The sequence below is a fragment of the Stappia sp. TSB10GB4 genome (genome assembly GCF_900185745.1).
Lineage (GTDB): Bacteria > Pseudomonadota > Alphaproteobacteria > Rhizobiales > Stappiaceae > Stappia.
Genome location: NZ_FYAV01000026.1, coordinates 79,542 through 92,952 on the forward strand (window position 1 = coordinate 79,542; position 13,411 = coordinate 92,952).

Below are 13,411 nucleotides of genomic sequence, written 5' to 3' on the forward strand. Positions count from 1 at the left end.
CGATGAGCCGCCTCGGGCGTTTCGGCCTGTCCTCGCCGGGGTCCCCGGCCCTGGACGATCATCAGGGAGCCGCCTGGCCGCAGGTCGTCGCCGGCGCCCGCGCGCTCGCCGAGGCCCTGCCCGACCTCCTGGTCGAGGCCCGCCAGGTGGCGATGACGATCAATGCCGGCTGGCATGGTCGCCGCCGCGCCGGCACCGGCGAGAATTTCTGGCAGTTCCGCCCCTTCAATGCCGGCGAGCCGGTCAAGCGCATCGACTGGCGCCGCTCGGCCCGCGACGACCATCTCTATGTCCGCGAGCGCGAATGGGAGGCCGCCCATACCGTCTGGCTCTGGGCGGATCTGTCGCCGTCCATGGGCTTTCGCTCGCATCTGTCGCAGGTCCTGAAGCGCGACCGCGCCCTGGTGCTGCTGCTGGCGCTGGCTGACCTTCTCGCCGAGACCGGCGAGCGCATCGGCCTGCCCGGCCTGCGCCGGCCCTCCGCCGACCGCCATGCGGCCGAGCGCATCGCCGACACGCTCGGCCACCTGGCCGATCCCGTGAGCCTGCCGCCGACGGAGGACATCCGCCGTTTTTCGGAAGTGGTGCTGATCGGCGACCTGCTCGATCCCGTCGAGGAGACGCTGGCCTGGATGCGCAAGGTCGCCGCCACCGGCGCCCGCGCCCATGTGGTCATGGTGCTCGACCCGATCGAGGAGACCTTTCCCTTCACCGGCCGCACCGAGTTCCGCGATCCGGAGACCGGCTTCAAGCTCACCAGCGGCAAGGCGGAGCAGTGGCGCCGCGCCTATCGCGACCGGCTGGAGGCGCATCGCCAGGCGCTGTCGGACGCCGCCCGCCGTGCCGGCTGGACCTTCGTCCTGCATCATACGGATCGCCCGGCCTCCGAGCCGATGCTGCTGCTGCATAGCCGGCTCAGCGGCCTGCCGCTCAACGGACCGGGAGGCGCCGGCCAATGACCTTCCTCCCCCTCGGCTTCACCGCGCCGCTGATGCTCGCCGCCCTGCTGCTGCTGCCGGTGATCTGGTGGCTGCTGCGGCTGATCCCGCCGAGCCCGCGCCGCGTCGCCTTCCCGCCCGCACGCCTGCTCGCCGACATCGACAAGCGCGAGGAGACGCCCGACAACAGTCCCTGGTGGCTGACCCTGCTGCGCCTGCTGCTGGCGGCTGCGATCATTCTCGCGCTGGCCGGGCCGATCTGGCGTCCGCTCGCCGAAGCGCCCTCCGGCCGCGGCCCGTTATGGATCCTTCTTGACAATGGCTGGGCCTCCTCGGCCGGCTGGCAGACCCGCCAGCGCGGCGCCGAACGGCTGATCGAGACCGCCGCCGACAGCGGCCGCCCGGTGCTGCTCGCCGCCACGGCGGAGGGCGCCGACCAACCCCTGGTGCCGCAGAACGCCCGCGTCGCGCTGGAGCGGCTGCGCGTGCTGGAGCCCCGCCCCTGGCCGGTCAATCGCGGCGAACTGACCCCCGGCCTGACCGCGGCGGCGCAGGAGACCCGCCCCGGCGCCGTCGTCTGGCTCGCCGAGGACGCCGCTGACGCCGGCACGCCGCGCTTCATCGAGGGTCTTCGCGCCCTTGTCGGCGATACCGAACTGACCGTCATGACCGGGCTCGGCCGCCCCACTGTCCTGGCAGATGCCCGCAACGACATCGAGGCGCTGACCGTCTCCGTGCTCGCCGATGCACCCTCCTCCGCGCCTCGCACCATCCGCGCCCTCGACATGCGCGGCCTCACCCTCGGCGAGACGGTGGCCCGCTTCGGCGAGGACGGGGTGAGCGGCTCGGCCGAGTTCGATTTCCCGGTCGAACTGCGCAACGACGTCGCCCGGCTGGAGCTGGTCGGCGAGGACAGCGCCGCCGGCGTCCAGCTTCTCGACGACCGCTGGCAGCGCCGCACCGTCGGCCTCGTCTCCGGCGCCTCCGCCGATCAGGCGCAGCCGCTGCTGTCGCCGCTCTACTATCTGGAACGGGCGCTCTCGCCCTTTGCCGAGCTGCGCCGCCCGCGCGAGGAAAACCTCGCCGTGGCCCTGCCGGACCTGATCGAGCAGGGCGTCTCGGTCATCATCCTCGCCGATGTCGGCCGCCTGCCGGAGGAGGCGCAGGCCAGCGTCGCCGCCTGGGTCGAGCAGGGCGGCGTGCTGCTGCGCTTCGCCGGTCCGCGCATGGCCGGCGGCACCGATGATCTGGTGCCGACCTCCCTGCGCGCCGGCGACAGGACGCTCGGCGGCAGCCTCTCCTGGGAGCAGCCGCAGCCGCTGGCGAATTTCTCCGAAGGCTCGCCCTTCGCCCGCCTCCCTGTTCCCGCCGACGTCACCGTCAACCGGCAGGTGCTGGCCGAGCCCGGCCCGGATCTCTCCGACCGCACCTGGGCCTCGCTCGCCGACGGCACGCCGCTCGTCACCGCCGCCGCGCGCGGGCGCGGCACCCTCGTCCTCTTCCATGTCACCGCCGACACCGCTTGGTCGAACCTGCCGCTCTCCGGCGCCTTCGTCTCCATGCTCCGGCGCATCGTCGCCGTCTCCTCGGCCTCCGGCTCGCGTGCCGAAAACGGCGCCGGCACGGCGGCCGGCGGCAGGCTGCAGGAGCCGGCCGAGGTGCTGCTGCCGCCCGTGCGCGTGCTCGACGGGTTCGGCCGTCTCGGCCCGCCGCCCGCCTCCGCCCTGCCGATCTCGGCGCGGGGCGGCGAGGTCGCCGCCTCCCGGCGCCATCCGCCGGGGCTTTACGGCAGCGACGACGCCTTCCGCGCCATCAACCTCTTCACCGCGCCGGGGCAGGTCCTGCCGCTCGATCTCGCCGGCCTGGGCGGCTCGGCGCGCGTGGTGACCTATCCGACCTCCGAGGCGACCGACCTGCGGCCGCTGCTGTTCCTCGCCGCCCTCCTGCTGCTCTTCGCCGATGCGATTGCGATGATGGCGCTGCGCGGCGACCGCAACGGCCTGCGGGCCCGGCTGGCGCGCGGCGCGACCGTCCTGCTTCTCGCCGGCCTTGCCGCCGCGGCGCTGCCGCATGCCTCCCTCGCGCAGGAGACCTCCGACGACCTCGCCGCGCTGGAGGCAACGCTCGACACCCGCCTTGCCTATGTGGTCACCGGCCAGCCGGACCGCGACGTCACCAGCCGCCAGGGCCTCCTCGGCCTCAGCCGCTATCTCGCCAGCCGCACCGCGCTGGAGCCGGAAGCCCCCGTCGGCGTCGACATCGCCCGCGACGAGCTCGCCTTCTTCCCGATCCTCTACTGGCCGATCACCGAGGACACGCCCGTGCCCTCCTCCGACGCCCTGGCCCGGATCGATGCCTATATGCGCAACGGCGGCACCATCCTGTTCGACACCGCCGACCAGCTCGCCGCCGGCATTTCCGGCTTCGGCACCTCGCCGGCGGTGCTGCGCCTGCGCCAGGTTCTCGACGGGCTCGACATCCCGCCGCTGGAGCCGGTGCCGGCCGATCATGTGCTGACCAAGGCCTTCTACCTGCTGGAGACCTTCCCCGGCCGCTATGCCGACGGACCGCTCTGGGTCGAGGCGACGGACGCGCAGAACAGCGCCGACCGGCCGGTGCGCGCCGGCGACGGCGTCTCGCCGCTGCTGATCACCGGCAACGACTTCGCCGCCGCCTGGGCGGTGGATGAGGCGGGCAATCCCCTCTTCCCCACCGTGCCCAACGACGCCATGCAGCGCGAATATGCCTATCGCTCCGGCGTCAACATCGTCATGTACGCCCTGACCGGCAACTACAAGGCCGACCAGGTGCATGTTCCGGCGCTGCTGGAACGGCTCGGACAATAGGAGCGAACCTGTGATCTGGTCCCTCTCCTTTGCCCCGCTCGTGCCGCTCTGGCTGCTCGCCGCCGCCACAGTCGTGGCCGTGCTGCTGGTCATCGGCGCCCTGGTGCTGCGCCTGCCGGCCTGGCCCTTGCGGGCGCTCGCCATGGCGCTGCTGCTCGTCGCGCTCGCCGGCCCGGCGCTCGAGCGCGAGGACCGCGAGGCGCTCTCCAGCGTCGTCTCCGTCATCGTCGACGAAAGCCAGAGCCAGCGCCTCGCCGACCGCGCCAGCGTCACGGCACAGGCGCTGACAGCGCTGGAACAGCGCTTTGCCGGTCTGTCCGGCTACGAGTTGCGCATCGTCCGCGCCGGCCGCGGCGACGGCGCCACCGCCGACGGCACCGCCCTGTTCTCTGCCCTTGCCGACAGCATCTCCGACGTGCCGCCCGACCGCATCGGCGGCGCGGTGATGATCACCGACGGCCAGGTTCACGACATTCCCGCCCGCACCGCCGACCTCGGCTTCAACGCACCGCTGCATGCGCTGATCACAGGGCGCGCCGACGAGGTCGACCGCCGCCTTGCCATTGCCCGCGCGCCGCGCTTCGCGCTGGTCGGCTCGCAGCAGACTGTCACCCTGCAGCTCCAGGATCACGGCCACAGCGCCAGTGACCGGGTGCCGATCGTGGTGCGCCGCGACGGCGAGGTCGTGTCGCAGCAGATGGCCCAGCCCGGTGCCAGCATCGACATTCCGGTCACCATCGCCCATGGCGGCAACAACATCTTCGAATTCTCCGCCGAGGCGCTCGACGGCGAACTCACCGACATCAACAACCGCGTCGTCGTCACCATCGAGGGCATCCGCGAGAACCTGCGCGTCCTGCTCGTCTCCGGCAGCCCGCATGCGGGCGAGCGCACCTGGCGCAACCTGCTGAAGTCCGACGCCTCCGTCGATCTCGTCCACTTCACCATCCTGCGCCCGCCCGACAAGCAGGACGGCACGCCGATCAACCAGTTGTCGCTGATCGCCTTCCCGACGCGCGAATTGTTCTCGGTGAAGATCGACGAGTTCGACCTGATCATCTTCGACCGCTACGAGCAGCGCGGCGTGCTGCCCCTGCTGTATTTCGACAACATCGCCCGCTATGTGCGCGATGGCGGCGCCGTGCTGGTCGCCGGCGGTCCCGACTATGCGGAAGCCGGCAGCCTCTACCGCACGCCGCTGGCGCCGGTGCTGCCGGCCGAGCCCAGCGGCATGATCTACGAGGAGCCGTTCCATGCCGGCATCTCCGATATCGGCTCCCGCCACCCGGTGACCCGCGCCCTGCCCGGCTCGACCACCGAGCCGCCGGCCTGGAGCCGCTGGTTCCGTCTGGTCGATGCCAGCGTGCGCAACGGCGAAACCTTGATGACCGGCGTCGACGACAAGCCGCTCCTGGTGCTCAGCCGCGAGGGCGAGGGCCGCGTCGCCGTGCTGCTGTCGGACCATGTCTGGCTGTGGGCGCGCGGCTATGAGGGCGGCGGCCCGCATGTCGACCTGCTGCGCCGTCTCGCCCACTGGCTGATGAAGGAGCCGGACCTGGAGGAGGAGGCCCTGCGCCTCACCGCCCGCGGCACGGAGGTCGTCGCCGAGCGCCAGACCATCGGCGAGGCCGTCGGCAGCCTGACGCTGACCCTGCCGGACGGCGAGACGCGCACCCTCGCTCCGACGGAAGTCTCGCCCGGCCTGTGGCGCACCACCGCTCCGGCGCCGGATCTCGGGCTTTATTCGGTCGATGACGGCACCCGCAAGGCGCTCGTCCATGTCGGCCCGCCGAACCCGCGCGAGTTCACCGACGTCCTGTCGACGACCGGGCCCCTCGCCCCCATCGCCGCAGCGACCGGCGGCAGCGTCCGCCGCCTTGCCGGGGCGGATGGCGGCGTCATCGTTCCGCGCGTCGTGCCGATGCGCCGCGCCACCAGCTTTGCCGGCGACGGCTGGATCGGCTTCCGCACCACCGAGGCCAGCCTCCTGCGCGGCATCGACCGCTACCCGCTGTTCCACGGCCTGCTGGGCCTGGCGCTGCTGCTCGGCGGCCTGTCGTTCCTGTGGTATCGCGAGGGGCGCTGAGGCCGCCCTCGCGGGGCATCACGCCTCGACCGGATCGGTGCAGATCGCGAACCGCGCATCGCGGCCGCCGCGCACCTTGCCCGCCGGCAAGGCGCTGTCCGGCGCCAGATTGGCGACCAGCAGCCGCGCCGGGTCCACCGGTCCCGGCAGGATGATCCGCCCCGGCGGCACCGGCGCGAAGCCGAGCGGCCCGTAATAGGGCGCATCGCCCACCAGCAGCACGGTCTTCTCGCCCAGCGCCCGGGCGGTCTTCAGCGCCTGGTTGACCAGCAGCCGGCCGAGCCCCTGATTCTTGAAGGCCGGCGCCACTGCCAGCGGACCGAGCAGTTGCGAGGGCTCCTCGCCGATGGTGATCGGCGTCAGCCACACCGAGCCGGCAAAGACATCGCCGCTCATGCCGACGAAGCTGAGCCGCCGGTCATGCTCCACTCCCTCGCGCAGACGGAAGGCCGTCTTGGCGAAGCGGCCGGGACCGAAGGCCTCGGCCTGCAGATCGAGAATGGCGGGGAGGTCGGACGGAAGTTCGTTCCGGATAAGCCAGGACAGTGCAAGCATGATCGGATCTCGGAAAGTCGGGACGGTCAGGCGGAACCTTGCGCCTTCGATCCGCTCCGCCGGGTCATGCCCAACGCTCTAACCGGATCTCAAGGCACACGTGTGACGACGCGCGAGGGCTGGCCTCGTCGCAAGTCTCGTCGTCGCTGCCGTTCGATCCTGTGCATCGCATCCTGCTCTGGCGTGCGGCCTGTCGTTCTGGGGCAAGCCGCAAGCTGTGTCCGTCCGGCCCGCGCCCCGCACTCGGGAGGGTGCCACGACAGGAGCGCGTCGGTATCATGCAATATGCGGTGCGTAAAGCGCTTTTGCGCCCCGCCCGCATCGTCTACTCAGGGTGAACGGTCCATTCGCGACGTTGAAGCCTGACCGCATGGCCCCATCTGAAGCACAAGGACGCAAACAAAATCGGACGGGAAGGACACGCGACATGGGCATGCTGGTGGACGGAAGTTGGAAGGACGTGTGGTACGATACCGGGTCGACCGGCGGCCGGTTCGAGCGCAAGGAGTCCTCCTTCCGCAACTGGATCACCCGCGACGGCGCCCCAGGCCCCAGCGGCAAAGGCGGCTTTGCCGCCGAAAGCGGCCGCTACCACCTCATCGTCTCCTTCGCCTGTCCCTGGGCGCACCGCACGCTGATCTTCCGCCGGCTCAAGCGGCTGGAGGACACGATCTCGCTCGCCGCGGTCGAGCCCCTGATGCTGGAAAACGGCTGGACCTTCGCGGAAGCCGAAGCGGAGACCGGCGCACAGGCCGCCTGGCAGGTCTATGTGAAGGCCGATCCGCACTACACCGGCCGCGCCACCGTGCCGATCCTGTGGGACCGCAAGACGCAGACCATCGTCTCGAACGAATCGGCGGAGATCATCCGCATGTTCAATTCCGCCTTCGACGACCTGCCGGGCGTCGACAGCGGGCTCGACTTCTTCCCGCAAGACCTGCGCGAGGAGATCGAGGCGGTCAACGCCCGCGTCTATGACGAGGTCAACAACGGCGTCTACAAGGCCGGCTTCGCCACCACGCAGGAGGCCTATGAGGAGGCGGTGACGACCCTCTTCGCCGCGCTCGACTGGCTGGAGGACCGCCTGTCGCGCCAGCGCTATCTCGTCGGCGGCCGGCTGACGGAGGCGGACTGGCGGCTGTTCACCACGCTTTTGCGCTTCGATCCGGTCTATGTCGGCCATTTCAAGTGCAACATCCGCCGCATTGCCGACTATCCGGCGCTCTCCGGCTTTCTGCGCGAGCTCTACCAGCATCCGGGCGTCGCCGGCACCTGCGACTTCGCCACCATCAAGCAGCACTATTACGGCTCGCACGGCACCATCAATCCGACCGGCATCGTGCCGCTCGGCCCGGTGCTGGACCTCGAGCGCCCGCATGGCCGCGACGCGCTCCCGAAGGCGTGACGCCTACCAGAAGGGTGATGGCGGGCTGTCTCCGGCAAGCTCCGCGATCCGCCTCAGCGTCGCCGGGCTGGTGTCCGGCGGCAGGGCCTGCGGCGCGAAGAACCCCGCCTCGCGGATCTCGCGCGTGGGCGTGAAGGCCGCCTCCGGCACCTCGGCGACGGCGACGCGGTAGAGCGCGACATGGTCGCGGATATGGTTGCGCCGGTTGTGATAGACGGCAAACAGCACCGGCGCGCCGCCGCTCACGCCGGTCTCCTCGCGCAACTCGCGCAGCGCCGCCTCGGCCAGCGTCTCGCCGACATCCACCGCCCCGCCGGGCAGATACCAGCCGGCAAGATAGCTGTGGCGCACCAGCAGCAGCCGGCCTTCGGCGTCGGTTGCCGCAACGCGCACGCCGAGCGTCATCGCCCGCTGATAGCGGGTGGCGGCCAGCACCAGCCGTCTGAGCGCCGTCATGCCCGGCAGGCTTCGCGTCACCTCACCGCCCTTTTCCCATCGCTCCACTCCCCGCTCCATGGCCCGCTCCACAGCCCGCTCCACCGGCGGAATATGGCTAATTTCCCTTAACCCACCATGCGCCTCCCGCATGGGAGCACTGCCCGAATCGCGCTTGTTCGCGGGACCGACTTCGACGAGTGTGCCATCGCGGCCGAAGGAGCGGCACCCGGACAAGAGCTCAAGACCCGAGCGCCGGACCCAGCCCGTCTCCAAGCCGCCGTCTCGAAGGAGAGATCCATGTTCTCGGCCCTGTTCCCGGCCTTCGCCCGTCGCCGTTTCGTTTGGCGCCCGGCAGTCGACCTGACCAACCCGCGCATCGCCGCGGTGCTGACCACGTTCAGCAGCAACTGACAGGCCTCCCGGCAGGGCGCGCATCGCGCCGCCGCGGAGCCTTTGTGAGCACCGTCCGCAAGGGACGGATGGAAGCGCCCGGATCCTCCGCGGCGCTTTTTGCTTGACCGCTCGCCCTCCTGTTCCTGATGTGGGCGCATGTTCCGCCTCGCCCATCTCTCCGACCCGCATCTGGGTCCCCTGCCCGATGCCCGGCTTCGCGATCTCGTGTCAAAGCGGGTGCTCGGCTATCTCAACTGGCACCGCTCGCGCGCCCGGTCGATGACGGCGACCTGGCTCGACCTGCTGCTCGACGATGTCCGCCAGCAGGCCCCCGACCACATCGCCGTCACCGGCGACCTCGTCAACATCGCGCTCGACCTGGAGATTTCGGCGGCCCGCCACTGGCTCGACGCGCTCGGCCTGCCGGAAGAGCTGACCGTGGTGCCCGGCAATCACGACGCCTATGTGCCCGGCGCCCTGCGCCGCGCGGTGCATGCCTGGGGCCCCTATATGATCGGCGACCCGCCGGCCGAGCCCGGCTTTCCCTTCCTCCGCCGCCGCGGCGGCATCGCCCTTGTCGGCGTATCCAGCGCAAGAGCCAGCGGCCCGTGGTTCGCCACCGGCCGGCTCGGCAGCGGCCAGTCCCGCCGCCTGCGCGACGAGCTCGGCCGGCTCGGCGAGGAAGGCGCCTTCCGCGTGCTGCTGATCCACCATCCCCCGCAGCGCGGCGCCACCGCCTGGAACAAGCGCCTCACCGATGCCTCGCGCGTGCGCGCCGCCGTCAAGCGCTCCGGCTGCGAGCTGGTGCTGCACGGCCACACCCACCTTGCCACCCGCAGCGAGATCGAGGGACCGAACGGTCCCGTCCCGGTGATCGGCGTGCCCTCGGCCTCCAACGCTCCCGGCCACAAGCGCCCGCCGGCCCGCTACAATCTCTTTTCCATCTCGGGAAGCCCCGGCGCCTGGCACTGCCGGATGGAGGAGCGCGGCCTCCACGCCGATGCCCACAAGCACGACCCGGCCGAGATCGTCAGCCTTGCCAGCCACGAACTGACGATCCCCGGCTGACGCAAGGCCGCATCCCAGGCACCGGGCACCGGCTTTTCCGCCGGCCTGTCTCTGGTGAAGAAAAGTCAGTTCAGGGGATTGGCGAACCAGGCATAGCCGACCAGCGCCGCGACGCCGACCAGGATGCCGATGGCGAAGGCCGCGAACGGTCCCCACAGGCCCCGCACCGTCGGCACGCTGACCGGCTGGGCGGCCGGCTGCGGCTGCACGGCGGCCTCCGGCTGCGTCGTGCGCGGCGCCTCCTTCAGGCGCTTGTTCAGCCAGTCGCCTTCCACCGCCCGCTCGCGTTCCAGCACCCGCTCGGCGATATATTCGGTGATGCAGTCGGCCATGTCGTCGAGCTCGGTCGTCTCCAGGATGACGGTGCGGCCGAGCCTCGTGTCCTTCAGGAAGCGATAGGTGCGCTTGTCGCGGCCCATCGCCACGTGGCTGGTGATGTCGATCCACAGCCGCGGCAGGTTGCCCGGCACGATCTGGAAGGAGAACTGGTCGTCGTCCTCCGGCACTTCCTTGAAGACGTCCTGCAGCTCCTCGGCGAGGAGTTCCAGACGGGCCCGCTCCGATTCCTGCAACTCCACCACCACATCGGTGCGCTCGACCTCGGCGAACTTGACCTTCCGGATGGCCTCCCGAAGGCTGCGCACCTTGGCGTGCGGTACGACATTGTCACGCGTTCTGGGCATCATGATTCCGATTCGAGCGAGGTAAACGAACCCTTAATAAAACCTGTACCATAGACAGGCATTAACCGCAGCATCGTGGGCAGTCCATCGCGAGTCGTCCACGGACAAACAACGACTTATAGTTAACGGAGATTAAGTCTTCTCCATGGCAATCAGCAGTATCGACCGCGTTCGCCAGGCCGCCGCTGAGGCCGGCCTCACCATCGACATCCGCGACATGCCCTCCTCCACCCGCACGGCGGAGGATGCGGCCAGGGCCTGCGGCTGCTCCGTCTCTGAAATCTGCAAGTCCCTCGTCTTCCTCGGCAAATCCAGCGGCGAGATCGTCCTGCTGCTGGTCAGCGGCTCCAACCGGGTCGATGAAGCCGCCGTCGCACAGCGCATCGGCGAGGAGCTCGGCCGCGCCGACGGACGCACCGTGCGCGAACGCACCGGCTTTGCCATCGGCGGCGTCGCCCCGATCGGCCATCTGGCACCGGTCAAGGTCTATCTCGACGAGGATCTTACCCGATTCGAAGGCATCTGGGCGGCCGCGGGCGCACCAAATGCGGTGTTTGCCACAACTGCGTCGGATCTTTTGCGGGCGACCGGCGCTCCCATCATCCGCATGACGCCGTGATCCGGCCGCACCCGCCCTCGATCACTCGCCCTCGATCAGCGGCACATGGCCTGCCGCATCGCGCGGCAGCACGCCGGCAAGGCGCGGGTCATCGGCGATCTCGATCGCCCGCTTGTAGGGCGTGAAGCCGCTCGCCCGGTAGAAGCCGAGCGCCTGCGGGCTGTCGGCGGTGCAGGTATGGACGAACAGGCGCCGCGTCTGCGGCCGCGACCACACCTGCGACAGCGCCTCGTTCATCAGCCAGCGCCCGGCGCCGTTGCCGATCTCCTCCGCCACCAGGCCGAAATAGGCAAGCTCCACCTCCGCCGGATCGGTGAAGTCGAGTTCCAGCAGGCCGACCGGCGCGCTCTCGCGCGCTTTGCGGCAGAAATAGACCTCGTATCCCGGCCGGGTCAGCACCGCGGCGAGATCCTGATCGCCCATCGTCAGCCGGCCGAACCACAGCCAGTCGTCGCCGATCCGGCGGAACAGGGCGCGATATTCGGCCGGGTCGGGCCGCTCGATCCGCTCCAGCGACAGGTCGGGCCGCTCGGCCCGCCGCGCCAGCGGCCGGGCGCGCATCTCCAGATAGGTGACGATGGTCGCGACCTTGCCGGCCGGCAGGTCGGTATAGCCCGCAAGGTCAACAGTGATCGACGACGTCATTCTCGCTCCTTGCGCAATGCGATGCGACACGGCTTGAGGTACCCGCTCCGGCGGCAACGATCAAGCGTCCCGCGTTGGCCTGCGGCGCGCCATGCGATAGGCTCGCCCACGCCCCCGCCCGCACAGGACCCGTGATGCCGCAGGCTCCCCTTGCCACCACCCCCGCCGCCGACGGCTTCCGCATGCCCGGCGAGTTCGAGCCCCATTCCGGCTGCTGGATGGCCTGGCCCGAGCGGCCCGACAACTGGCGCGAGGGCGCCGCCCCGGCGCGCCGCGCCTTCGCCGCCGTTGCCGCCGCGATCCATGCCAGCGAGCCGGTCACCGTCACCGTCTCCTCGGCCAAGGGGCGCGCCAGCGCGCAGGCGCTGCTGCCCGCCGGCATCCGCATTCTGGACATTCCCTCCGACGATTGCTGGATGCGCGACATCGGCCCGACCTTCCTGACCGGCCCCGGCGGCGAGGTCCGCGCGGTCGACTGGCGCTTCAACGCCTGGGGCGGCGCGGCGAACGGCCTCTATGCGCCCTGGGACCGGGACGATGCCATGGCCGCGTGCATTGCCGAGGTGGAAGGGGTGGAGTGTTACCGGGCGCCCTTCGTGCTGGAGGGCGGCGCCATCCATGTCGATGGCGAGGGCACCATCTTCACCACCGCCGAATGCCTGCTCTCCAGGGGGCGCAATCCGCAGATGACAAAGGCGGAGATCGAACAGGGGCTGAAGGACTGGCTCGGCGCCACCGCCGTCGTCTGGCTGCCGCGCGGCGTCCATCTCGACGAGACCGACGGTCATGTCGACAACCTGCTGCATGTCTGCGCGCCCGGCACGCTCGCGCTCACCTGGACAAACGACAGGGGCGATCCGCAATACCAGCGCTCGGCGGAGGCGCTCGACCTGCTCTCCACCTGTGTCGACGCGCGCGGCCGCCGCTTGCGCGTCGTTCGCCTGCCGATGCCCGGCCCGCTGCATATGAGCGCGGAGGAAGCAGCCGGCATCGCCGCCGGCGATACCGGCATGTCGCGGCAGACCGGCGAGCGGCTCGCCGGCAGTTATGCCAATTTCTACATCGCCAACACGCGGGTGGTGTTCCCGCTGCTCGACGAGCGGCACGACGGCGAGGCCGCCGCCCTCCTCGCCGAGCTGTTTCCGGGCCGCGAGATCGTCGGCGTTCCGGGGCGCGAGATCCTGCTCGGCGGCGGCAACATCCACTGCATCACCCAGCAGGTGCCGGCCTGACCCGCCCCGCCGGCCGGTTCGCTTGCATTTCGCAACAGGCTGCCGCCGCGGCAGAGCGCGTCGCTAAGGAATTGTTAACCCCCGGCTGGGACACTGGAGAGGTCTTTCGGCACAGCAACTCTGGCTTTGGCCCAGCATCAGGGATCGCACTCCGTCACCATGTCGCTCATCGGCAAGACATCAGGCAGCAGGATCGGCAGCAGCTTCGGCAGCACCAAGAAGCTGTCGGCCTATCAGCAGATGCAGCAATGGAGAACCAAGCAGCGCGAGCGCAGCGAGACGCTCGAACGGCAGAACGCGATCAGCTCGAACCTGTTCGCCGTCGGGATCAGCGAGACCCAGACCGCGACGGAAATGCTGTTCAACAACGTCGCGGCCCGGGTCAAGAAGGAAGCCCAGGCCAAGCTGGCACAGCAGAGCGAGGCCATCGACAGCGCCCTCGACGCCATCGAGGAGCAAAAGACCAACGGCGTCGACATCAAGGTCTGAGCGCCGGTTCTCCC

12 protein-coding genes are annotated in these 13,411 nt (G+C 70.2%); 8 read left to right on the forward strand and 4 right to left on the reverse strand.

The genetic code is table 11. The features are described 5' to 3' along the window. The first annotated feature begins 2 nt into the window (after positions 1–2). The 3 genes from TSB10GB4_RS03145 to TSB10GB4_RS03155 are packed head-to-tail and all read left to right on the forward strand — an operon-like array spanning position 3 to position 5,870. Positions 3–959: a DUF58 domain-containing protein gene (locus TSB10GB4_RS03145; RefSeq protein WP_186394511.1), complete on the forward strand. Its 957-nt coding sequence runs from the start codon at positions 3–5 to the stop codon at positions 957–959. Continuing rightward, entirely contained in the window at positions 956–3,784 is a 2,829-nt protein-coding gene (locus TSB10GB4_RS03150; protein ID WP_186394512.1) for a DUF4159 domain-containing protein, read from the forward strand. The genes TSB10GB4_RS03145 and TSB10GB4_RS03150 overlap by 4 nt, the downstream gene beginning before the upstream one ends. A gap of 10 nt (positions 3,785–3,794) precedes the next feature. Further along, the gene (locus TSB10GB4_RS03155) at positions 3,795–5,870 is read left to right on the forward strand and encodes a hypothetical protein (protein ID WP_186394513.1); all 2,076 of its coding nucleotides are present in this window, start codon (positions 3,795–3,797) and stop codon (positions 5,868–5,870) included. A gap of 18 nt (positions 5,871–5,888) precedes the next feature. Here TSB10GB4_RS03155 and TSB10GB4_RS03160 read toward each other — a convergent pair whose 3' ends face one another. Next, on the reverse strand, positions 5,889–6,425 hold the full coding sequence (locus TSB10GB4_RS03160) for a GNAT family N-acetyltransferase (protein ID WP_186394514.1): 537 nt from the start codon (positions 6,423–6,425) through the stop codon (positions 5,889–5,891). Positions 6,426–6,852: 427 nt separating this feature from the next. Between TSB10GB4_RS03160 and TSB10GB4_RS03165 the strand changes: the two genes are divergently transcribed. After that, a complete protein-coding gene (locus tag TSB10GB4_RS03165) occupies positions 6,853–7,830 on the forward strand; it encodes a glutathione S-transferase family protein (RefSeq protein WP_186394515.1) in 978 nt (325 codons plus the stop codon). 3 nt (positions 7,831–7,833) lie between these two features. Here TSB10GB4_RS03165 and TSB10GB4_RS03170 read toward each other — a convergent pair whose 3' ends face one another. Beyond that, complete coding sequence (locus TSB10GB4_RS03170) at positions 7,834–8,346, reverse strand: NUDIX domain-containing protein (protein WP_244296451.1); 513 nt, start codon at positions 8,344–8,346, stop codon at positions 7,834–7,836. 471 nt (positions 8,347–8,817) lie between these two features. On the opposite strand from TSB10GB4_RS03170, the gene TSB10GB4_RS03175 reads away from it, so the two are divergent. After that, positions 8,818–9,729, forward strand: coding sequence for a metallophosphoesterase (locus TSB10GB4_RS03175; protein WP_186394516.1), 912 nt, complete (start codon positions 8,818–8,820; stop codon positions 9,727–9,729). Between the two features lie 65 nt (positions 9,730–9,794). Here the strand turns inward: TSB10GB4_RS03175 and TSB10GB4_RS03180 are convergent, their stop codons facing one another. Beyond that, complete coding sequence (locus TSB10GB4_RS03180; protein WP_186387186.1) at positions 9,795–10,412, reverse strand: hypothetical protein; 618 nt, start codon at positions 10,410–10,412, stop codon at positions 9,795–9,797. Positions 10,413–10,557: 145 nt separating this feature from the next. Between TSB10GB4_RS03180 and TSB10GB4_RS03185 the strand changes: the two genes are divergently transcribed. Beyond that, a complete protein-coding gene (locus TSB10GB4_RS03185) occupies positions 10,558–11,031 on the forward strand; it encodes a YbaK/EbsC family protein (RefSeq protein WP_186394517.1) in 474 nt (157 codons plus the stop codon). A gap of 21 nt (positions 11,032–11,052) precedes the next feature. Here TSB10GB4_RS03185 and TSB10GB4_RS03190 read toward each other — a convergent pair whose 3' ends face one another. Next, positions 11,053–11,676, reverse strand: coding sequence for a GNAT family N-acetyltransferase (locus tag TSB10GB4_RS03190; RefSeq protein WP_186394518.1), 624 nt, complete (start codon positions 11,674–11,676; stop codon positions 11,053–11,055). A 134-nt stretch (positions 11,677–11,810) separates the two neighbouring features. Between TSB10GB4_RS03190 and aguA the strand changes: the two genes are divergently transcribed. Both aguA and TSB10GB4_RS03200 read left to right on the forward strand, forming a co-directional pair. After that, positions 11,811–12,908 (forward strand): agmatine deiminase, encoded by a 1,098-nt coding sequence (gene aguA / locus TSB10GB4_RS03195; RefSeq protein ID WP_186394519.1) that lies wholly within the window; start codon positions 11,811–11,813, stop codon positions 12,906–12,908. A gap of 159 nt (positions 12,909–13,067) precedes the next feature. Next, positions 13,068–13,397, forward strand: coding sequence for a hypothetical protein (locus TSB10GB4_RS03200; RefSeq protein WP_186394520.1), 330 nt, complete (start codon positions 13,068–13,070; stop codon positions 13,395–13,397). Positions 13,398–13,411 lie beyond the last annotated feature (14 nt).

Coding starts and splice junctions, on each gene's coding strand:
- TSB10GB4_RS03145 (WP_186394511.1), top strand. CDS start 3: ATGAGCCGCCTCGGGCGTTTCGGCCTGTCCTCGCCGGGGTCCCCGGCC.
- TSB10GB4_RS03165 (WP_186394515.1), top strand. CDS start 6,853: ATGGGCATGCTGGTGGACGGAAGTTGGAAGGACGTGTGGTACGATACC.
- TSB10GB4_RS03200 (WP_186394520.1), top strand. CDS start 13,068: ATGTCGCTCATCGGCAAGACATCAGGCAGCAGGATCGGCAGCAGCTTC.
- TSB10GB4_RS03180 (WP_186387186.1), bottom strand. CDS start 10,412: ATGCCCAGAACGCGTGACAATGTCGTACCGCACGCCAAGGTGCGCAGC.
- aguA (WP_186394519.1), top strand. CDS start 11,811: ATGCCGCAGGCTCCCCTTGCCACCACCCCCGCCGCCGACGGCTTCCGC.
- TSB10GB4_RS03175 (WP_186394516.1), top strand. CDS start 8,818: ATGTTCCGCCTCGCCCATCTCTCCGACCCGCATCTGGGTCCCCTGCCC.
- TSB10GB4_RS03160 (WP_186394514.1), bottom strand. CDS start 6,425: ATGCTTGCACTGTCCTGGCTTATCCGGAACGAACTTCCGTCCGACCTC.
- TSB10GB4_RS03190 (WP_186394518.1), bottom strand. CDS start 11,676: ATGACGTCGTCGATCACTGTTGACCTTGCGGGCTATACCGACCTGCCG.
- TSB10GB4_RS03185 (WP_186394517.1), top strand. CDS start 10,558: ATGGCAATCAGCAGTATCGACCGCGTTCGCCAGGCCGCCGCTGAGGCC.
- TSB10GB4_RS03170 (WP_244296451.1), bottom strand. CDS start 8,346: ATGGAGCGGGGAGTGGAGCGATGGGAAAAGGGCGGTGAGGTGACGCGA.
- TSB10GB4_RS03150 (WP_186394512.1), top strand. CDS start 956: ATGACCTTCCTCCCCCTCGGCTTCACCGCGCCGCTGATGCTCGCCGCC.